Source organism: Lentzea kristufekii (assembly GCF_033949925.1).
Taxonomy (GTDB): Bacteria; Actinomycetota; Actinomycetes; order Mycobacteriales; family Pseudonocardiaceae; genus Lentzea; species Lentzea kristufekii.
The window spans coordinates 188,693-205,943 of record NZ_JAXAVV010000012.1 but is presented as its reverse complement, the minus strand read 5'-3'; the positions used below and the strand labels follow the sequence as shown (position 1 = coordinate 205,943).

At 68.7% G+C, this 17,251-nt stretch carries 24 protein-coding genes; 16 read left to right on the top strand and 8 right to left on the bottom strand.

Going from position 1 to position 17,251, the window contains the following annotated elements; genetic code table 11:
* Positions 1-2: 2 nt before the first annotated feature.
* From SK571_RS25035 to SK571_RS25015, 5 genes are all read left to right on the top strand, one after another.
* Positions 3-893 (top strand): DMT family transporter, encoded by an 891-nt coding sequence (locus SK571_RS25035; protein ID WP_319986522.1) that lies wholly within the window; start codon positions 3-5, stop codon positions 891-893.
* Positions 894-932: 39 nt separating this feature from the next.
* A complete protein-coding gene (locus tag SK571_RS25030) occupies positions 933-1,475 on the top strand; it encodes a DUF6939 family protein (RefSeq protein ID WP_319986521.1) in 543 nt (180 codons plus the stop codon).
* Between the two features lie 43 nt (positions 1,476-1,518).
* A complete protein-coding gene (locus SK571_RS25025) occupies positions 1,519-1,866 on the top strand; it encodes an MmcQ/YjbR family DNA-binding protein (RefSeq protein WP_319986520.1) in 348 nt (115 codons plus the stop codon).
* Complete coding sequence (locus SK571_RS25020; protein ID WP_319986519.1) at positions 1,863-2,222, top strand: VOC family protein; 360 nt, start codon at positions 1,863-1,865, stop codon at positions 2,220-2,222. The genes SK571_RS25025 and SK571_RS25020 overlap by 4 nt, the downstream gene beginning before the upstream one ends.
* A gap of 62 nt (positions 2,223-2,284) precedes the next feature.
* Positions 2,285-2,956, top strand: coding sequence for an SDR family oxidoreductase (locus tag SK571_RS25015; protein ID WP_319986518.1), 672 nt, complete (start codon positions 2,285-2,287; stop codon positions 2,954-2,956).
* Here the strand turns inward: SK571_RS25015 and SK571_RS25010 are convergent.
* Positions 2,953-3,762, bottom strand: a complete 810-nt coding sequence (locus SK571_RS25010) for a serine hydrolase (RefSeq protein ID WP_319986517.1) — start codon at positions 3,760-3,762, stop codon at positions 2,953-2,955. The genes SK571_RS25015 and SK571_RS25010 overlap by 4 nt on opposite strands.
* Positions 3,763-3,968: 206 nt before the next feature.
* On the opposite strand from SK571_RS25010, the gene SK571_RS25005 reads away from it, so the two are divergent.
* From SK571_RS25005 to SK571_RS24995, 3 genes are read left to right on the top strand one after another with little or no spacing between them, the layout of a single operon-like run.
* Complete coding sequence (locus SK571_RS25005; protein WP_319986516.1) at positions 3,969-4,391, top strand: hypothetical protein; 423 nt, start codon at positions 3,969-3,971, stop codon at positions 4,389-4,391.
* Positions 4,388-4,612: a helix-turn-helix transcriptional regulator gene (locus tag SK571_RS25000; protein WP_319986515.1), complete on the top strand. Its 225-nt coding sequence runs from the start codon at positions 4,388-4,390 to the stop codon at positions 4,610-4,612. The genes SK571_RS25005 and SK571_RS25000 overlap by 4 nt, the downstream gene beginning before the upstream one ends.
* A gap of 8 nt (positions 4,613-4,620) precedes the next feature.
* Positions 4,621-5,553, top strand: a complete 933-nt coding sequence (locus SK571_RS24995) for an NAD(P)-dependent alcohol dehydrogenase (protein ID WP_319986514.1) — start codon at positions 4,621-4,623, stop codon at positions 5,551-5,553.
* On the opposite strand, the gene SK571_RS24990 is transcribed toward SK571_RS24995, so the two are convergent.
* Together SK571_RS24990 and ribA are read right to left on the bottom strand one after the other, a co-directional pair.
* Entirely contained in the window at positions 5,511-6,692 is a 1,182-nt protein-coding gene (locus SK571_RS24990) for an amidohydrolase family protein (protein ID WP_319986513.1), read from the bottom strand. The two genes, SK571_RS24995 and SK571_RS24990, sit on opposite strands and share 43 nt — an antisense overlap.
* 38 nt (positions 6,693-6,730) lie before the next feature.
* A complete protein-coding gene (ribA, locus tag SK571_RS24985; protein ID WP_319986512.1) occupies positions 6,731-7,366 on the bottom strand; it encodes a GTP cyclohydrolase II in 636 nt (211 codons plus the stop codon).
* Positions 7,367-7,457: 91 nt separating this feature from the next.
* Between ribA and SK571_RS24980 the strand changes: the two genes are divergently transcribed.
* From SK571_RS24980 to SK571_RS24965, 4 genes are read left to right on the top strand one after another with little or no spacing between them, the layout of a single operon-like run.
* Positions 7,458-7,868 carry a 6-pyruvoyl trahydropterin synthase family protein gene (locus SK571_RS24980; RefSeq protein WP_319986618.1) on the top strand — a complete coding sequence of 137 codons (411 nt, stop codon included), beginning with the start codon at positions 7,458-7,460 and terminating at the stop codon, positions 7,866-7,868.
* Positions 7,846-8,817, top strand: coding sequence for a glycosyltransferase family 4 protein (locus SK571_RS24975; protein WP_319986511.1), 972 nt, complete (start codon positions 7,846-7,848; stop codon positions 8,815-8,817). The genes SK571_RS24980 and SK571_RS24975 overlap by 23 nt, the downstream gene beginning before the upstream one ends.
* Positions 8,814-9,593 carry a class I SAM-dependent methyltransferase gene (locus tag SK571_RS24970; protein WP_319986510.1) on the top strand — a complete coding sequence of 260 codons (780 nt, stop codon included), beginning with the start codon at positions 8,814-8,816 and terminating at the stop codon, positions 9,591-9,593. The genes SK571_RS24975 and SK571_RS24970 overlap by 4 nt, the downstream gene beginning before the upstream one ends.
* Positions 9,593-10,555: a lysylphosphatidylglycerol synthase transmembrane domain-containing protein gene (locus SK571_RS24965; RefSeq protein WP_319986509.1), complete on the top strand. Its 963-nt coding sequence runs from the start codon at positions 9,593-9,595 to the stop codon at positions 10,553-10,555. The genes SK571_RS24970 and SK571_RS24965 overlap by 1 nt, the downstream gene beginning before the upstream one ends.
* Here SK571_RS24965 and SK571_RS24960 read toward each other — a convergent pair.
* Both SK571_RS24960 and SK571_RS24955 read right to left on the bottom strand, forming a co-directional pair.
* Positions 10,469-11,161, bottom strand: coding sequence for a creatininase family protein (locus tag SK571_RS24960; protein ID WP_319986508.1), 693 nt, complete (start codon positions 11,159-11,161; stop codon positions 10,469-10,471). The two genes, SK571_RS24965 and SK571_RS24960, sit on opposite strands and share 87 nt — an antisense overlap.
* Complete coding sequence (locus tag SK571_RS24955) at positions 11,148-12,125, bottom strand: zinc-dependent alcohol dehydrogenase (RefSeq protein WP_319986507.1); 978 nt, start codon at positions 12,123-12,125, stop codon at positions 11,148-11,150. Before SK571_RS24955 ends, SK571_RS24960 begins: the two co-directional genes overlap by 14 nt.
* A 41-nt stretch (positions 12,126-12,166) precedes the next feature.
* On the opposite strand from SK571_RS24955, the gene SK571_RS24950 reads away from it, so the two are divergent.
* Together SK571_RS24950 and SK571_RS24945 are read left to right on the top strand one after the other, a co-directional pair.
* Positions 12,167-12,901, top strand: coding sequence for a CDP-alcohol phosphatidyltransferase family protein (locus SK571_RS24950; protein ID WP_319986506.1), 735 nt, complete (start codon positions 12,167-12,169; stop codon positions 12,899-12,901).
* The gene (locus SK571_RS24945) at positions 12,894-13,295 is read left to right on the top strand and encodes a DoxX family protein (RefSeq protein ID WP_319986505.1); all 402 of its coding nucleotides are present in this window, start codon (positions 12,894-12,896) and stop codon (positions 13,293-13,295) included. The genes SK571_RS24950 and SK571_RS24945 overlap by 8 nt, the downstream gene beginning before the upstream one ends.
* Here the strand turns inward: SK571_RS24945 and SK571_RS24940 are convergent.
* Positions 13,276-13,938 (bottom strand): RibD family protein, encoded by a 663-nt coding sequence (locus SK571_RS24940; RefSeq protein WP_319986504.1) that lies wholly within the window; start codon positions 13,936-13,938, stop codon positions 13,276-13,278. The two genes, SK571_RS24945 and SK571_RS24940, sit on opposite strands and share 20 nt — an antisense overlap.
* An 84-nt stretch (positions 13,939-14,022) precedes the next feature.
* On the opposite strand from SK571_RS24940, the gene SK571_RS24935 reads away from it, so the two are divergent.
* Entirely contained in the window at positions 14,023-15,597 is a 1,575-nt protein-coding gene (locus SK571_RS24935; RefSeq protein ID WP_319986617.1) for an alkaline phosphatase family protein, read from the top strand.
* Here SK571_RS24935 and SK571_RS24930 read toward each other — a convergent pair.
* Both SK571_RS24930 and SK571_RS24925 read right to left on the bottom strand, forming a co-directional pair.
* Complete coding sequence (locus tag SK571_RS24930; protein WP_319986503.1) at positions 15,594-16,112, bottom strand: DinB family protein; 519 nt, start codon at positions 16,110-16,112, stop codon at positions 15,594-15,596. The genes SK571_RS24935 and SK571_RS24930 overlap by 4 nt on opposite strands.
* Before the next feature lie 160 nt (positions 16,113-16,272).
* A complete protein-coding gene (locus SK571_RS24925; protein ID WP_266039604.1) occupies positions 16,273-16,467 on the bottom strand; it encodes a hypothetical protein in 195 nt (64 codons plus the stop codon).
* A gap of 60 nt (positions 16,468-16,527) precedes the next feature.
* On the opposite strand from SK571_RS24925, the gene SK571_RS24920 reads away from it, so the two are divergent.
* On the top strand, positions 16,528-17,244 hold the full coding sequence (locus SK571_RS24920; RefSeq protein WP_319986502.1) for a hypothetical protein: 717 nt from the start codon (positions 16,528-16,530) through the stop codon (positions 17,242-17,244).
* Positions 17,245-17,251: the final 7 nt, after the last annotated feature.

The following is a 17,251-nucleotide window of genomic DNA, read 5'->3' as shown; positions in this document are numbered from 1 at the left end:
TCGTGCCAGCGGGGGTAACACTCGGCGCGCTCGGCGTCCTGGGTTTCAGCTTCTCCCTGCCAGCGACCCGCCTGGCAGTGGCAGGTCTGGACGCGTGGTTCGTCGCGTTCGGACGTGCCTTCGTCGCCGGCCTCCTGGCGATCGCCTACCTCGCGTTATCGCGAGCGCCCCTTCCGTCGGTGACGCAGGTCCGCCGCCTGCTCATCGTCGCCCTCGGCATCGTGGTCGGCTTCCCGCTGCTCACGTCCCTGGCCCTCACCACGCAGACCTCGGCCCACGGCGCCGTCGTGATCGCCGTGCTGCCCATGGCCACGGCGATCTGGGCGGTCCTGCGCGCCTCCGAACGCCCGCCCCTCAAGTTCTGGCTCGCCAGTGGCGCCGGACTGCTCGCGGTGCTGGCGTTCGTGGCCACCGGCGGTGGCTTCTCCGGCTCGCTGAGCCTGGCCGACGGCTACCTGCTGATCGCCGTGGTGCTGTGCGGCCTGGGATACGCCGAGGGCGGCGCGCTCTCCCGTGAGCTGGGCGGCGCCAGGACCGTCTGCTGGGCACTGGTCGTCTCGCTGCCGGTGACGATCCCGATCTCCTTGTACACAGCCGACTTCTCACGCGCTGACACCGTCGTGTGGCTCAGTTTCGCTTACGTGTCACTGATTTCGATGTTCCTGGGCTTCTTCGCCTGGTACGCGGGCCTGGCCGCGGGCGGCGTGGCCAAGATCGGCCAGATCCAGCTGGCCCAGCCCGTGCTGACGCTCCTGTGGTCGGCACTCGTCCTGGGTGAACCGGTCGGCTGGCCGGCCCTCGTCACCGCGGCCGTCGTGCTCGTCTGCGTCGTGCTGACCCAACGCAGCCGTGTCACGTCAACGACAACCCTGACCGCCCAACCGGTGCGCTGACCGTCCAGAATTGTCAGACCCCCCTGCCATGCTCGGGTCATGCCGATCGAAGTCGCGAGCAAGCGCCGCAAGGTGAACCGCCCGGACGCGGTGGTCATCGACGTGACCTCCCGCGGCCCCGAGCCGTGGGTGCGCTTCAGCCCGTTCTTCCCGCACGGCCAGATCCCGGTGCCGTTGTCGCCCGGCGTGACGAGTGAGTCCGTCGAGGGGCTGTGGCAGGCGCTGAAGGTGTTCGAGGGGGCCGATGTCGACCCGTCGAAGCTCGCGGTGACGTCGATGAAGGGCCTGAAGCGCACGGTCCGGCGCTTCGGGCCGGTCCGCGGGCACCGCGCGGGCCTCGCGGGCGAGCGGCTGCTGGACTACCGCACGGCTCGTCAGGAGATCTACTTACCTGCCTACCGCTGGGTCCTGGCACATCGTCTGCGGGCAGAGGTCGAGCGCCTGCGCGAGTTGGCCGAGTCCGCCGACGTCGTGCTGCTCGACTACACGACCAACGGCGACGTCGAGGACCTGAGCACCCCGCTGTCCCACGCCGCACTGGTCGTCGACCACCTGGGGAGGCTCACCGCGTCCGCGTCCTGAAAGCCGGATTTATACTTTCCGCCTTCGGCTTTGGGGGTCGGCAGTGGCGACATCGAACAAGCAGCTCTTCAAGATCGTGGACGGGCTCGCCGAGGCGCGGCGGTCGTCGGGTCAGCAGTACGACACGTTCCGCGTGCGCGGCAAGGTGTTCGGCTACTACTGGCCGCGCACGCAGACGGTCGGGCTGAAGCAGACGCTGTCCGAGCAGCGGGCTCTCGTGGCCGAACGGCCCGAGGTGTTCGAGGAGCAGTTCACGTCCGGTGGCTTCGGCTGGGTCGTGGTGCACCTCGAAGGCATCGAGGCCGACGAGATGAAGGAGCTGGTGTTCGAGGCCTGGCGGTTGTCCGCGCCGGAGGAACTCGTCGCCCAGGTGCCGGACCTCGCGCGATGAGCCGGGTCAAGTTCGAGCTGCCGGCGGACGACCTCGGCCGTGCGACGGCGTTCTACCGCGACGTCTTCGGGTGGTCGGCGCAGCAGTTGCCGTTCGACTACGTGCTCGTCGACACGGACGGGGAGCCGGTCGACGTGGCCGACGCGGACGGCGGGATCTCGCCGCGGACCGAGTTCGTGCAGGGGCCCGTGCTGATCATCGAGGTGCCGGTGATCGACGTCGTGGCGCGCAAGGTCGTGGAGGCGGGCGGCACTGTGCTCAACGCCAAGGAACGCGTGGGCGACCACGGGTTCTCGCAGTACGTCAAGGACAGCGAGGGCACCGTGCTCTGCCTGTGGGAGTCGATCCAGGGCTGACGGCGCACGCCGTTCGCCGGCGGCTTGACCTCCACCGGGATCGAGGTTGCAGCATCTCGGTCATGAACGTGGTGGTCACAGGTGGCGGCAGGGGTTTCGGGCGCACGATCGCGCAGCGGTTCGCCGAGCAGGGCGCGACGGTCGTCGTGACGGCCCGTGATCTCTCTGCCGCACAACGCACTCGCGACCTGGTGCCCGGTGCGCTGGCGCTGCGGTGCGACCTCACGGACCCGGTGTCGGTCCGGGGTTGTGCCGCGCGGACCGGTGAGCTGCTCGGCCACGTCGACGTGCTGGTCAACAACGGTGCGGCGTTCCTGGCGGAGTCCCAGGTGGACGACGACGCGATCGTGCGCACGATCTTGTCCGGTACGGCCGGAACGGTGCTGATGACCGAGAGTTTTCTGCCCCTGCTGCGGCGTTCTGAACGCCCGGACGTCGTCACGCTCGTGTCGCTGGAGGCCGAGTCGCGCAGCGATCCCGCGCACATCGCGCACGCCGCGTTCCACGCCGCCAAGGCGGGTCAGGGGCGGTACGCGGAGATCATGTCGCAACGGCTGCGACCCGAAGGCATTCGCATGATCGCGTTGTACCCGCCGGACTTCGACAACAGCGACGACGCGGCGCGCGACGGCGTGCTCACCGCGCGGTCCGTGGCCGACTGCGTGCTGTTCGCGGTGAACCAGCCGCGCGACTGCTTCATCCGCTCGTTCCACTTCGAACCGATGCCGCGCTAGCGGAACAGGATGCGCGTGATCTCGGTGTCGGTCGCGCGGCCCTCGTCGTAGGCGCCCTCGCCCTTGAGGTTGTTCATGATCGCGAGCGTGTACCGCTCGTCCGCGCCGACGAACCCGACCGAGTTCATCACCCAGCCGCCCTCCTCCTCGGACCAGCCGTTCTTGACGCCGGAGTCGGGACCCCAGACGCCCCACTGCTGCACGGGCCCGACCTCGCGCATCTGCCCGAGGACGTACGCGCGGTCGTCCGCGGGCACGGAGTCGAGGATGTAGTTCATCAGGCGGTCGAGGTCGTTCGCCGTGCACTTCTCGAAACCCCAGTAGGGGAACGCGGTCGAATAACCCTTTTGCGGCACCAGATCGGTCATTCCGTACTTGCCGAACGCCGCGTTGAACGTCGTGCCGCTGTAGCGCTTCCACAGCGTGTCGGCCGCGTCGTCGTCGGACGTGTGCAGCATCGCGCTCATCAGGCGGCGGTCCTCGGTGCTGAGCTTGATCTTGCCGGCGCGGTGGCGTTCCAGGAGGTTCACGACCATCGCGAGCTTGATCGTCGACGCGGTCCACGTCATGTCACCGGAGCGGTCGTTGCGCCAGATCGCGCCGGACTTGCGGTCGCGCAGCACGAAGCCCGTGGTTCCCGGCCTGGTCTCGGCGTAGTCCTGGGCCGCCTTGATCCGCTTCTGGAAGCCGCACTCGAACCCGCTGTCGGGCAGCGGGCAGACCTCGGGCGTCGCCACGAGGGGCGCTGCCGCGGGGGTGTGCGACTGGGTTTGCGTGCGCGCGGCGGCGGGAGGTTCCGCCGTCACTGCGTGGCCACATGCCGTGAGGGCAAGCGCGCACGCAACAAGGATCGGACGGAGCATGCGCCGCACGCTAACGGGTCCGATCAGACGTAGTCGACCGCCATACGGACGCGTTGATCACGAAAAGGTTAAGTCAAAGATGTTTGACACGGTGTCTAGTTCGCTTTACCTTGGTGATGTCAGGTTTCTTTGACATCAGGAGCGGGACCATGGCGTTCGAGGAGAAGCGGGCGTGGGCCTTGGCGGTCATCGCCATAGCTGGTTATGCCGTGTATGTCGTGCTCGTCCTGAACGGGGCGGCGGGACGTCCGCTGGCCGAGGCGCCGTACGTGGGCGCGTTGGTGTGGACGATCCTGTTCGGGATCGTCGCCGGCATCGTGTCCGGGATCTGGTTCGGCATCGCCGCCCGCAACGACGGGCTGCAGGCCGACGAGCGGGACCGGGAGATCGGCCGGTTCGGTGACCACATCGGCCAGTCGTTCATCGCCATCGGTGGCGTGTCCGCGATGGCGCTGGCGATCGTCGAGGCGCCGTACTTCTGGATCGCCAACGTGCTCTACCTGTGCTTCGTGCTGTCCGCGGTGCTCGGGTCCGCGGCGAAGATCGCGTTCTACCGGCGGGGAATGCCGTGAAGCCGACCAAAGTCACGAACTCCATCCGTGCGTTGCGTTTCGCGCACGGCGAGATGAAGCAGGCCGACCTCGCCACGGCCATCGGCGTGACGCGGCAGACGTTGATCGCCATCGAGCAGGGCAAGTACTCGCCCTCGCTGGAGGTGGCCTTCAAGATCGCGCGCGTGTTCGGGGTGTCGCTCGAAGAGGTGTTCCAGTACCCGGAGGAGGAAGAGCTGTGAAGGCTGTCGTGCAACGAAGATACGGATCGGCGGTGTTCGGTGACCTCGATGTGCCTGTGCCTGGGCAGGGCGAGGTTCTGCTGGAGGTGCGGGCGGCGGGCGTCGACATGGGCGTCTGGCACCTGCTCACCGGCAAGCCGTACCTGCTGCGGTTCCTCGGGTTCGGGTTCCGCGGGCCGAAGTCGCCGGTGCCCGGACGGGACGTCGCCGGTGTCGTGAGGGAGGTCGGGCACGGCGTGACCGGGTTCGAGGTCGGCGACGAGGTGTTCGGCACGTGCGAGGGGTCGTTCGCCGAGTACGCGGTCGCACCGGTCTCACGGCTGGTGCGCAAGCCGGAGGGGACCTCGTTCACGGAGGCCGCCGCGATGCCGATCTCGGGCGGGACGGCGCTGCAGGGGTTGCGCGGAGTCCAGCCGGGGCAACGGGTCCTGGTGCTCGGCGCGGGCGGTGGCGTCGGGTCGTACGGGGTCCAGATCGCGAAAGCCCTTGGCGCACATGTGACCGGTGTGTGCAGCACGAGCAAGGTCGGGCTGGCGCGGTCACTGGGTGCCGACGAGGTCTTCGACTACACCGTCGCGGACTTCACCGGCACGTACGACCTGATCCTGGACTGCGGCGGCGCCAGGCCGTTGTCCAGGCTGCGCAAAGCCACCAACGACCGCGGCAGGATCGTCCTGGTCGGTGCGGAGACCGGCGGGTCGATCACGGGCGGTTTCCAGAAGTCGCTGGGCTCGCTCCTGCTGAACCCGTTCTCGTCCAAGAAGTTCGCACCGCTGATGTCCGCCGAACGCGCTGACATCTTCGACGAGCTGCGCGTGCTCGTCGAGGCGGGATCGGTGAAAGCCGCTGTGGGCAAGGTGTTCCCGCTGGCCGAAGCGCTCGACGCGGTGGACCACGTCTACTCGCGGCGGTCCGTCGGCAAGACGGTCGTCACGATCTGACCTCCGATCACCACGGTCGTCACGTGGTGCAACGCCGTGATGTCCCGAACGGGATTTCCCCGCACGGCGATGACGTCCGCATCCCAGCCGGGCTTCAGCACGCCCTTGCTCACGCCGCACGCCCTGGCGGCCTGGCTGGTCGCGCTCGCCAGCACGGCGATGTTCGGGATGCCCGCCGCGATCAGGTCCTGCAGGGCGTGGGCGATGATCCCGTGTGGTTTGCCCGCACCGATTCCACCGTCCGTGCCGGACACCGTGCGCACGCCGTGGTCGTACATGCGCCCGGCCGCGTCGATCTTGGCGGCCATGCTCATGCCCATGCGGTCGAACGCCTCCTTGATGTGAGGAGGCGGCTCCATCGTGACGCCGAAGGTGTGGCAGACCGCGATGTCGGCCTCCGCCAGCGCGTCCATCAGCTCGACGGGGACGACCATGGCCCCGCCGGACAGGCACGTGCAGTGCTCGATGCCGTCCACGCCGGCGGCCACGGCCTGCTGGACGGCCCTGAGGCTGTGGGCGTGCGCGGTCACCGGGAGGCCCAGCGAATGGGCCTCTTCGACCACCACGCGCAGTTCGTGCTCGGTGAACTGGCAGTCGTCGACGATCGTGCCGGGGGTGGCGAACCCGCCGCTGGCCATGATCTTGACGACGTCGACGTTGCGCTCGGCTCTGGCACGGACGGCCTGGCGGAGCGCGTCGTCACCGGACGCTTCGCCGCCCATCGACCAGCAGTGACCGCGCGGGCTGGTGATGGGCGGCCCGGAGGCGAGGACGCGTTGCCGGTGCTTCGAGCGCTGCTCCACGACGGACCACTCGCGGTCACCCAGATCGCGGACCGTGGTCACGCCTGCCCTGAGGTGGCGGTCGAGACCGTTCCTGATCACCTCGTCGAGGTGCTCGGCGGTGAAGCCGGGCAGGCGGTCCAGCGCGCCGTTCTCGCTGTCCGCGCACAGGTGGACGTGGGTGTCGATCAGTCCGGGCAGGACGGTGGCGGTGCCGAGGTCGACGACCTCGGCACCGGCGACGTCGGGATGCCCCTGCTCGACGGCCTTGATCTTCCCGTCCTCGACGAGAACCGTGACGGGGCCCGGAACGGACCGCTCACCGTCGAACGCACGCCCTGCCCGCAGCGCCAGCATCGGCCCAGTTTGAGCGCCACATGGTGGGAAAGCAATGGTCAGCGGGCATGCGGCAACGTCGTGAACTCCTCGACCTGAGGCAGGTCGTGACCGAGCCGGTCCCGCTTCGCCGTCAGGTACGCGATGTTGTGCGCGTTGGGGGTCATCAGCGAAGGCACGCGCGCGGTCACCGAAATTCCGTGGGACTCCAGCGCCGCGATCTTGTCCGGGTTGTTGGACATCAGCCGCACGGACTGCACGCGCAGGTGCTTGAGCACGCGAGCCGCGGGGGAGTAGTCGCGGACGTCGACGGGCAGGCCGAGCGACGTGGCCGAGTCCAACGTGTCCAGTCCTTCGTCCTGCAGCACGTGGGTGCGGATCTTCGACACCAGGCCGATTCCGCGTCCTTCGTGCCCGCGCAGGTAGACGAGGATGCCGCTGCCTTCGCGCACGATCGTGTTCAACGCGGCGTCGAGCTGTTCCCCGCACTCGCAGCGCATCGCGGCGAAGATGTCGCCGGTCATGCACTCGGAGTGGATGCGCACGAGGACGTTCTCGCGCAGCTTCGTCTTGCCGTACACCAGGGCCATGTGCTCGTGGCCGTCCGCGCGGAACGCGACTGCGCGGAAGGTGCCACGGCGGGTCACCAGATCGGACTCCGCGACGTCTTCCTCGTTGAAGGCCTCTTCGAACATCTCCGGTCCCCTTGTCACCAGGCGCCTTCCGAACGTGCAGCTACGCTCGGATGGAGTCGCACCGTAACCCGACCGCACAGCGGAGGTCACCCTGTTCAGCATCACCGTCCGCGATCACGTGATGATCGCCCACAGTTTCCGCGGCGAGGTCTTCGGTCCGGCACAACGTCTCCATGGAGCAACGTTCGTGGTGGACGCAACGTTCAAACGGACTGAGCTCGATTCGGACAACATCGTCGTCGACATCGGACTCGCCACCCAGGAGCTGAACAAGGTCCTGGCCGCCTTCAACTACCGCAATCTGGACGAAGAACCCCAGTTCGCGGGCATCAACACCTCCACCGAGTGGCTCGCGAAACACATCGCGGACCAGCTCGCGGACAAGATCTCCGAGGGCGCGCTGGGTGAGGGCGCTCACGGGATCGATGCGATCGCCGTCACACTTCACGAGTCGCATGTGGCGTGGGCGGGCTACGAACGTGCACTTCGTCCTTCCGGCTGACGTCGGAGATCCGGGCAGTCCCAGCGGCGGCAACGTCTACGACCTGCGCGTGAGCGCGGGCCTGAACCGTCTGCTCGTCGCTGGTGACTGGCCGAGTCCGAGTGACGCCACCGCGTTGGAGCAAACGCTTGCGGCGATTCCGCACGGAGACGTCGTGCTCCTCGACGGCCTCGTGAGTTGCGGACTACCCGAAATCGTCGTTCCTCACACACGAAGATTGAACATCGCCGTGCTGGTGCACCTGCCGCTCGCCGACGAGACGGGCCTCGATCCCGGCACCGCACGCGCCCTCGACGCCCGCGAAGGGCAGGTCCTGAGGGCCGCGAGGGCCGTCATCGCGACGAGTCCGACGGCCGCGCGCGACATCGAGCGCAGGCACGGGCTCGACCACGTCCACGTCGTCGTCCCCGGCACCGATCCAGCGCCCCTGGCGCACGGCACGGACGGCATCCACCACCTGCTCTGCGTCGCGTCCATCACACCTCGCAAAGGCCACGACCTGCTGGTCAGGGCGTTGGGGAGGATCGAACGCGACTGGCGGCTGACGTGCGTGGGCCCGCACCGGCCGTTCCTGCGCGAGCTTCCGCGGGACGACCGCGTCAGTTTCCCCGGGCCACTCGCCGGCGAGGCTCTGGCCAGCGCGTATGCCAGCGCCGACCTCTTCGTGCTGGCCTCCCGCGCCGAGACCTACGGCATGGTCGTCGCGGAGGCGCTCGCCCGCGGTCTGCCGGTCATCGCGAGCGCGGTCCCGGACGCCCTCGGCGACGGCGGTCTGCTCATTCCCGCCGGGGACGAAAATGCATTGGACGCTGCACTGACACGCTGGTTCGAAGATCAAGATCTCCGCGCTGAACTGCGCGCGAAGGCGCTCGCCCGGCGGGCCGTTCTGTCCACTTGGGACGAATCCACAGAGGACCTGCGGAGGGTGCTGGCTACGCTCCGGCCATGACCTTCGCCCCGGAATGGCTGGCACTGCGTGAAAACGCCGACGCGACCGCACGCTCGACCGAGCTCGTGGACGCCCTCCGCGAAACTCTGGTGAACCGAAACCCCCTGACGATCCGTGACCTGGGTTGTGGGACGGGATCGATGGGACGATGGCTCGCCGGGAGGCTCGGCGGCGTACAGCACTGGGTGCTGCACGACCGCGACCCCCGGCTGCTCGGGCTGGCGGAGGCCAGCGTGAGCGCCCTGGAGAACGTCACCGCCGAGACGCGCGAGGGCGACCTCACGTCTCTGAAAGCCGCCGACATCGCGGGGGCTGACCTGGTCACTTGCTCCGCTTTGCTCGACTTGCTCACTACTGACGAGATGAACGCTCTGGCGGTTGCATGCGTAGAAGCACATGTGCCCGCTCTGTTCACGCTCTCGGTGGCAGGCCGGATCGACATCGATCCGGCCGAGCCGCTCGACGCCGCCTTCCAGGACGCGTTCAACGCTCACCAGCGTCGCGTCGTGGACGGGCGCCGTCTGCTCGGACCTGATGCTCCCGCCGCTGCCGAAGAGGCGTTCGTGGCAGCCGGCGCTTCGGTTCGGACAGCTCAGAGCCCCTGGCGGATGCATGGCGACGCCCTGCAGGCCGAGTGGCTGAAGGGCTGGGTCGACGCCGCGGTGGAGCAGGAACCCGCACTCGCCTCGGAGGCCTCCGAGTACCTGCGCCGCAGGTCAACGGCCTCCGTGACGGTCCACCACGTCGACTTGCTGGCACTACCGGGAGCTGTGTGATGAAGAAGTTCTGGCCGTGGCTCCGTCTTGTGCTGGCGTTGGGCATCTTGGTGGCTCTGGGCGTGCGCCTGGGCACCGGGGCGTTCGTCGACGGACTGCGCGCGATCGACGCGTTCTCCGTGGCCGCCGCACTGGCGATCGGGCTCGTGACGACGGTGCTCAGCGCGGGTCGCTGGGTCCTCGTCGCGCGCCGCCTCGGCCTGCCGCTGACCCTGCGCACCGCGGTCAGCGACTACTACCGCGCCCAGCTCGTCAACGCCGTGCTGCCCGCGGGCGTGCTCGGCGACGTGCACCGCGCGGTCAACCACGGCCGTGAGTCGGGCGACGTCGGACGGGGCGTGCGCGCCGTGTTCTTCGAGCGCTTCGCCGGCCAGATCGTGCTCATCGGGATCGGGCTCGCGGTGCTGCTCACGCACCCCGCGCCCGGCCTCGACCTGGCGCCGGACGGCACCACCGCCGCGCTGGTCCTCGCCGGTCTCGCCGTCCTGACCGCCGTCGGCTGGAACATCCGGCCGGTGCGCAAGGCGCTGGTCAACACCCTCGCGGACGGCATCAGGCTGCTGTCGTTGCGCACCTGGCCCGCCGTCATCGGGCTGTCGGCCGCCACGGTCGCGGGCTACGTCGCGATGTTCCTGGTGGCCGCCCGCGCCGCCGGGTCGGACGCGACGATCACCCAGCTCGCGCCGGTCGTCGTGCTGGCGCTGCTGATCATGGCGATCCCGGTCAACATCGGCGGGTTCGGCCCGCGCGAGGCGTTCCTCGCGGTGGCGTTCGGCGCCGCCGGTCTGGGCGCCGCGCAGGGCTTCACCACGGGCATCGTCTACGGCGTGCTGGCGCTCATCGCCGCACTGCCCGGCGCGGTCGTGCTGTTCCTCTCACGCCGTGCCAAGACCGAACAGGTCGAGGTAGTGGCGGAAGGACTCGGCCAGCCCCGCGAGCAGGAGCTCGCCCTTGCGCGCTGACGCGAGTGACGGACGCCCGATGACGCCGGAGGACGTGTACGGCGCCAGACCCAGGGTGAGCATGTGCCGCCGGTCCTCCGCCAGGTGGTCAGAGGTTTCGTAGCCGGGACGGATCAGATCGGGGTGCGCGTGCAGCAGGATCGAGGTCTCCAGCTCGCCCGCGTGCATGTCGCTGTACGCCGAGGTCTCGATGCCGGCCTTCTCCCGCGCGAACGCCCAGTCGTCCCGGCCCGGGAAGAGGGCCAGGCCCTCGCCCTCCTGCACGATGTTCGACAGCACGTAGTTGCCGCCGTGGCCGTTGACCAGCACCACGTTCGTGACACCGTTGCGCCGCAGGGACTCCGCGATGTCCGTGACCACTGAGATCAGCGTGCGCGCGGAGATGCTGACGGTCCCCGGCCAGCCGGCGTGCTCCTGCGAGCACGAGAACTGGATCGGCGGCAGCAGCCGGACCGGGTACCTGGCGGCGATCTCCGACGCGATCGTCCACGCGATCACCGAGTCCGTGGCCAGCGGCAGGTGCGGACCGTGCTGCTCGGTGCTGCCGACCGGGAGCACGGCCACGCTCCTGCCGCGGACGTCGACCGTGGTGTCACTCGGAAACATGAGCCTGACCGTAGTCAATCCGGTGGCACAGCGCCGGAATCTCGCCGCCGGCCAGCTTGGGCATCACCTCGGGCAGTTCCTCGAACGCGCTGTGGCCCGTGATCAGCGCGTCGAACCTGTCGTCGGCCAGCAGGTCGAGCGCGACCGCCATGCGTTCGGCGTAGGTGCGGTCGGGGCGGCCGACCGTGCCGACCTGGCTGCTGCGGATCGTCAGCCTGCGCGAGTGGAAGAACTCGCCCAGCGGCACGGAGATCTTCCGGTCGCCGTACCAGCTCAGCTCGATCACGCGGCCTTCGGGCGCGAGCAGGTCGAGAGCCGTGGTCAGGCCCGGTTCGGTCGCACTGGCGTGGAAGACGAGATCGCAGCCGTCCAGGGCGTCGCCCGGCAGGGCGAAGCCGACACCGAGCTTCCGGGCGACCTCCTCCCGAGCCGGATCGGCGTCCACGAGCTCGACGCGGGCGCCGGGGAACGTGGCGAGCACCGCCGCGACGCTCGACCCGACCATGCCGCCGCCGACCACCGCGATCCGGTCGCCGATCAGCGGACGCGCGTCCCACACGGCGTTGACCGCGGTCTCGACGGTGCCCGCCAGCACCGCTCTCGCGGCCGGCACCGCGTCCGGTACGAGCGTGACCGAGGTTTCCGGCACCACGTAACGAGTCTGGTGTGGATAGAGACAGAACACCGTGCGCCCGCGCAGGTGCCCGTGTTCGACGACGCCCACGTTGAGGTACCCGTACTTCACCGGCCACGGGAAGTCGCCCTCCTGGAAGGGAGCCCTCATCACCGCGTACTGGTTCTCCGGCACACCACCGCGGAACACGAGGGTCTCCGTGCCGCGGCTGACGCCCGAGAACAGCGTGCGCACCTCGACCTCACCCGGACCGGGTTCGGGCAGTGCGACCTGCCGGACTTCCCCGTTTCCGGATTCATTGAGCCAAAAGGCACTCGCCGTACGTGTCACTCACAACACCTCCGCCGCACGAAGTTCGTTAGGGGCACCTGATGATCACACTTCAGCACACCAGGACACCTGTCGTCGTACGGGAGCCTGCCGCCTGGGCCGCCGCCCAGGTACTCCTGCTGGCTGTGGTGGGTGCCACTACCGGCCTCGGACTGCTCGGCTGGGCCGCCGGTCTCGCCTACGGGTTCGCCACGTGGGCGTTCCTCGGCTACGGCATGCAACGTCATCGCACCAGCTCATTAGGTCCCGCTGACCGCGTCACGCTCGCTCGCGGCCTCATGGTCGGCGCGGTGACCGCCCTGGTCGCGGACCGTGCCGGGCAGGACGTCCCGGTCGCGCTGGTCGTGACGCTGGCGGCCGTCGCGCTGTCACTCGACTGGGTGGACGGTCAGGTCGCTCGCCGCACGGGCACCTCGACCGCGCTGGGCGCCCGGTTCGACATGGAGGTCGACGCCTTCCTCATCCTGGTTCTGAGCGCGTACGTGGCCGTGCACATGGGTCCGTGGGTGCTCGCGATCGGGCTCATGCGGTACGTGTTCGTCGCCGCTTCCTGGCGTCTGCGCTGGATGAACGCACCGCTGCCCGCCAGCTACGCCCGCAAGGTCGTGGCCGCGGTCCAAGGGGTCTTCCTCGTGGTGGCGGCGTCCGGCCTGCTGCCGTTCGCGGGCGTCCTCGTTGGTCTCGCGCTGGCATCGCTCGTGTGGTCGTTCGGTCGCGATGTGCTCTGGCTGTGGAACAACGCGGCCGTTTCGGTGGGAGAATCCCGCCATGCCTGAGCAGACCTCAACAGCGGCGAAGATCGGCAACATCGTCGTCTGGATCCTGCAGATCGTGCTCGCCGTGCAGTTCGTGATGAACGGCTACGCGCTGTTCACCGACTCGTTCGTCGCCAAGTTCGACGACATCGGCTTCGGTCAGTGGTTCCGCTACTTCACCGGTGTGCTGGAGATCGGCACCGCGATCGGCCTGCTCATCCCGCCCATCTGCGGCCTCGCGGCGCTGGGTCTCGCGGGCATCATGGCCGGCGCGGCGTTGACCGAGCTGTTCCTGGTCACCAACGGCGGCTTCGACGACGCGATGATGCCGCTGATCTTCATGGTGTGGGCGCTGGTGATCGCGGTCTACCGCCGCGAACAGATCTTCGGTGCGCTCAAGCTCGTTCGGAAGTGACTTTCGGGAAGTAGCGGAGCACCGCGACGTCCCCGACTTTCGTGACGTCCTCCAGGTGGAATCGGCGTGCCGGTCCACCGGGGAATTCGGCGGGATTCACGAAACGCGGGGCCGTCGCCTGCCCGATCAGCATCGGTGCCACCGCCACCCGGATCTCGTCGGCCAGTCCGGCTTCGAGGAACGCCGTGTGAATGCTCGTGCCGCCTTCGACCATGAGCTTTCTCACGCCACGCGCGCCGAGATCGTCCAGAATCTCCGAGAATTCGCTGAAGGTCTTCGTCTCGGTGAGGTGGCCGACCGTGGTCTCCGGGGTGCGCGAGTACACCAGACTGGCGCCGCCGCAGTGCCAGAACCGCAGCTCAGGGTCGAGATCGCCACTTCTGGTGACGGTGACGCGCAACGGGTACTCCGGTTTGCCGTCGGCTATTCTCCGCGCGCGCCGCTCTTCGCTGTAGACGAGCAGCCGCGCGTTGTCACGGCGCAGTGTCTCGGCTCCCGCCAGAATCGCGTCCGACTCCGCGCGCATCCGGTCGACGTGGTCGAAGTCCTCGGCGTTCGAAAGAGGAAACCTCTCGGTGCCGCGATCGTCGATGTGGCCGTCGAGGCTGACGGCGACGCTGAGCAGAACGTGCGGGCGGGTCACGGAGAAGATGGTAGAGCAGTTGAACCGGTGGCGTGCCGCGCCGCGTTTACCTCATAGGGTCTGGAAAGGGGATTCTCGGTGAGGATGTTGCTGCGGCGGACGGTCACGGTCCTGGCGGGGCTGTTCGTGTTGTTCGTGCTCATCGCACCGAGCGACCTGGAGAAGTTCTCGTTCGAGGCGTTCCTGCGGGTGCCGCTCGAAGGCCTCGTCGGCGTGCTGGTCCTGATGCTGCTGCCCGACCGGTTCCGCAAGCCCGCGGCCATCGCAGGCGGTGTCGCGCTGGGCCTGTTCGCGGTCGTCAAGATCATGGACATCGGCTTCGACATGGTGCTGTACCGGCCGTTCGACCTCGTGCTGGACTGGCCGCTGCTGGTGCCCGCCATCGACTTCGTGGACGTGACGTTCGGCCGCTTCGCCTCGGTTCTCGCCGTGGGGCTCACGGTCGCGCTGGTCGCCGGGATCGTGTTCGTCGCGGCGATCTCCGTGCAGCGTCTCGGTTCCGTCGCCGCCGGACGGCGTCCCGTCGCCATCCGGGCCGTGGCCGCGGCGGTCGTGGCGTGCGTTTCACTTGCCGTACCAGGGGTTCCGGTCTACTCCGACGCCGCCGCGACGTCGCTGGTCGACCACGCGCGGCGCGTCCAGGCCGGTCTGAACGACCGGGAGGTGTTCGCGGCGGAGGCCTCGGTCGACGCGTTCCGCGATCGCCCCGGGCTGTTGTCCTCGTTGCAGGGCAAGGACGTCGTCTTCACGTTCGTGGAGAGCTACGGGAAGTCGGCGCTGGACATGCCGGACGTCGCCGCGAAGCTGGCGCAGGGCAACGACCGGCTGACGGCGGCCGGGTACTCGGCTCGCTCGGCGTACCTGACCTCGCCGACCGCCGGCGGTGGCAGCTGGATGGCGCAGGCGACGCTGCTGTCCGGGCTGTGGATCGACAACCAGCAGCGGTACCGCAACCTGGTGGCCTCCGACCGGCTGACGCTGCCGCGCGCGTTCCGCGAGTCGTCGTGGCGTTCGGTCGGTGTCGTCCCCGGCATCACGCAGGCGTGGCCGGAAGGCGACTTCTTCCACTACGACAAGATCTACGCCGCCCAGGACCTCGGATACGCCGGTCCCCGCTTCGGTTACGCGACGACGCCCGACCAGTTCACCTTGGAGTCGTTCCAACGCAACGAGCGCGCCAAGGCGCACGGCCCGGTGATGGCGGCGATCCCGATGGTGTCCTCGCACGCGCCGTGGTCGCCGACCCCGGACTTCGTGGACTGGGACGACCTCGGCGACGGCTCGATCTACTCGACGATGCCCGCCTCGAACGACCCGCCGGAGTCGATCTTCGGCCGCGACCCGGCGGCCGTGCGCGCCGACTACGCGCACTCCATCTCGTACTCGCTGGAGTCCGTGCTCTCGTACATCGAGAAGTACGGCGACGAGAACCTGGTGATGGTGTTCCTGGGCGACCACCAGCCGGCGCAGATGGTGACCGGCGAAGGCGCGTCGCGGGACGTGCCGATCACCGTCGTCGCCAAGGACCCGGCCGTGATGGCCGAGGTCGGGGCCTGGAAGTGGGACGACGGGATCAAGCCGGGAGGGTCGGCCCCGGTGTCGCGGATGAGCGACTTCCGGGACCAGTTCCTCTCGACCTTCAGCCCGCCCAACGCCTAGCCCATGGTCTTCTGGCCGTCGATCGTCTCGCGGATGATGTCCGCGTGGCCCGCGTGCTGCGAGGTCTCCGCGACGATGTGCACGAACACCCGCCGGGCCGACCACGTCTTGCCCTCGGGGAACCACGGGGCGGACGGCAGCGCGTGGGAGAGGTCCATGTCGACCGTCTCGACCAGCTTGTCGGTGTAGGCCGCGACCTCGTTGTAGCGGGCGATGATGCTCTCCAGCGTCTCACCCGGCTCCATCCGGAAGTTCGCCGCGTGGTTCTCGTAGTCCGTCGACTCGGGGTCGGTCTCCATCGCCGAGGTGCCGTGCTCGATGAACTTGACCCAGCTCTCCTCGACCGACGCGACGTGCTTGATCAGACCGCCGATGCTCAGCGCGCTCGCGGTCGGGCTCGACGCCGCCTGCTCGTCGCTCAGGCCCTGCGCGGTGAACGTCAGGAACCAGCGGTGCTGCTGCAGGGTCTCGAGGAGGTCCGCGCGCTCGCCGGTGAGGATCTCGGTGGTGGTCATCGCTTCTGTCCTTCGCTCGTTTGTCCCGACATGAAGGACTCTAGGACCACTTGAGGTCAGCTTGTGTCCTAGACGAACGGCCGCTCCAGCGAAACTTGAGCGACATTCGAGCGATCCGGCGTTGACCTGGCGTCACCCTCCGTGAGTCAGCCGAACGTGCCTACTCGTCCAGGTAACCGTCACCCGGACGGTCGACGCGGCCGCCGCCTTCCTCGGTCTCCTCGATGTGCATGGCCGTCTCCTCGGGCGAGGTGACGAACTCGCCGCCGCCCGCCTCGGTCGCGACCGCGTCCGGTTCCTCGTCGACGGGCTCGCCGCCGCCCTCGGGCGTGGTGAACTGCTGGTGTTCGGTCATGCCCTCGTGGTTTCCGGCGAACGGGACGTGCAAACGTCAGCAGCGCGGGAGACTCATGGCATGCGTCTGGCCCTGTCCCTGCTCCTGGTGCTGACCGCGTGTTCGGCCACGCCCGCCGATCCGGTGGCACTGCTCGACGGCTGGCGGGAGGTGATGCAGAAGCAGAAGTCCGTGCGGCTCGACGTCAAGATCGAGGTGGACGGCAAGCATCCGCACAAACAGGCTTACGCCGGTGTGCTGCACTTCAGCTGGATGGGCGGCCGGCCGAAGTGGGACGTGACCGCACACGTGGAGGGCAGGTACGGCACCACCGACTACCGCTCGGTGAAAGTGCAGGACGACGACTACCTCAGCCACAGCGATCTCACCCTGCCGCCCGGCAAGGAGTTCTCCGGCATGGGGCTCAACGACGCGTTGTGGGTGGGCACGCTCTCGGTGGAGTTGTCGCTCGCCCAGCAGAGATACGCACCGAGCGGCGCGTTCACCGGGATCGACCGCAAGACCCTCCGGCTCACCGAGCACGACGGCGACCGGTACGTGTTCGCCGCGGGCGGGGTGCCGCACTCGGGCGGCTACACGAACGGTGACGTGCGGCTCGTCGTCGAGGTGGACGACGAGAACAGGCCGGTGCGGGTCGAGCGCAGCGCGCCGTCCGTCGACGAGCAGACCGAGCGGCTCACCGCCGTGTACAGCCAGTGGAGCACCGCACCGGACGTGCTGCGGCCGCCGCAGGAGGTCGTGGCGAAACCGAAGGACGTCGTCGTCCGACGGCGTTAGGGTCGGC

Excerpts from the sequence above, each read along its gene's own strand:
- SK571_RS25030 (WP_319986521.1), top strand. The coding sequence starts at position 933 with ATGCCGATCGAAGTCGCGAGCAAGCGCCGCAAGGTGAACCGCCCGGAC.
- SK571_RS25020 (WP_319986519.1), top strand. The coding sequence starts at position 1,863 with ATGAGCCGGGTCAAGTTCGAGCTGCCGGCGGACGACCTCGGCCGTGCG.
- SK571_RS25015 (WP_319986518.1), top strand. The coding sequence starts at position 2,285 with ATGAACGTGGTGGTCACAGGTGGCGGCAGGGGTTTCGGGCGCACGATC.
- SK571_RS25005 (WP_319986516.1), top strand. The coding sequence starts at position 3,969 with ATGGCGTTCGAGGAGAAGCGGGCGTGGGCCTTGGCGGTCATCGCCATA.
- SK571_RS24990 (WP_319986513.1), bottom strand. The coding sequence starts at position 6,692 with ATGCTGGCGCTGCGGGCAGGGCGTGCGTTCGACGGTGAGCGGTCCGTT.
- ribA (WP_319986512.1), bottom strand. The coding sequence starts at position 7,366 with ATGTTCGAAGAGGCCTTCAACGAGGAAGACGTCGCGGAGTCCGATCTG.
- SK571_RS24970 (WP_319986510.1), top strand. The coding sequence starts at position 8,814 with ATGACCTTCGCCCCGGAATGGCTGGCACTGCGTGAAAACGCCGACGCG.
- SK571_RS24965 (WP_319986509.1), top strand. The coding sequence starts at position 9,593 with ATGAAGAAGTTCTGGCCGTGGCTCCGTCTTGTGCTGGCGTTGGGCATC.
- SK571_RS24960 (WP_319986508.1), bottom strand. The coding sequence starts at position 11,161 with ATGTTTCCGAGTGACACCACGGTCGACGTCCGCGGCAGGAGCGTGGCC.
- SK571_RS24950 (WP_319986506.1), top strand. The coding sequence starts at position 12,167 with ATGATCACACTTCAGCACACCAGGACACCTGTCGTCGTACGGGAGCCT.
- SK571_RS24945 (WP_319986505.1), top strand. The coding sequence starts at position 12,894 with ATGCCTGAGCAGACCTCAACAGCGGCGAAGATCGGCAACATCGTCGTC.
- SK571_RS24935 (WP_319986617.1), top strand. The coding sequence starts at position 14,023 with ATGTTGCTGCGGCGGACGGTCACGGTCCTGGCGGGGCTGTTCGTGTTG.
- SK571_RS24930 (WP_319986503.1), bottom strand. The coding sequence starts at position 16,112 with ATGACCACCACCGAGATCCTCACCGGCGAGCGCGCGGACCTCCTCGAG.
- SK571_RS24925 (WP_266039604.1), bottom strand. The coding sequence starts at position 16,467 with ATGACCGAACACCAGCAGTTCACCACGCCCGAGGGCGGCGGCGAGCCC.
- SK571_RS24920 (WP_319986502.1), top strand. The coding sequence starts at position 16,528 with ATGCGTCTGGCCCTGTCCCTGCTCCTGGTGCTGACCGCGTGTTCGGCC.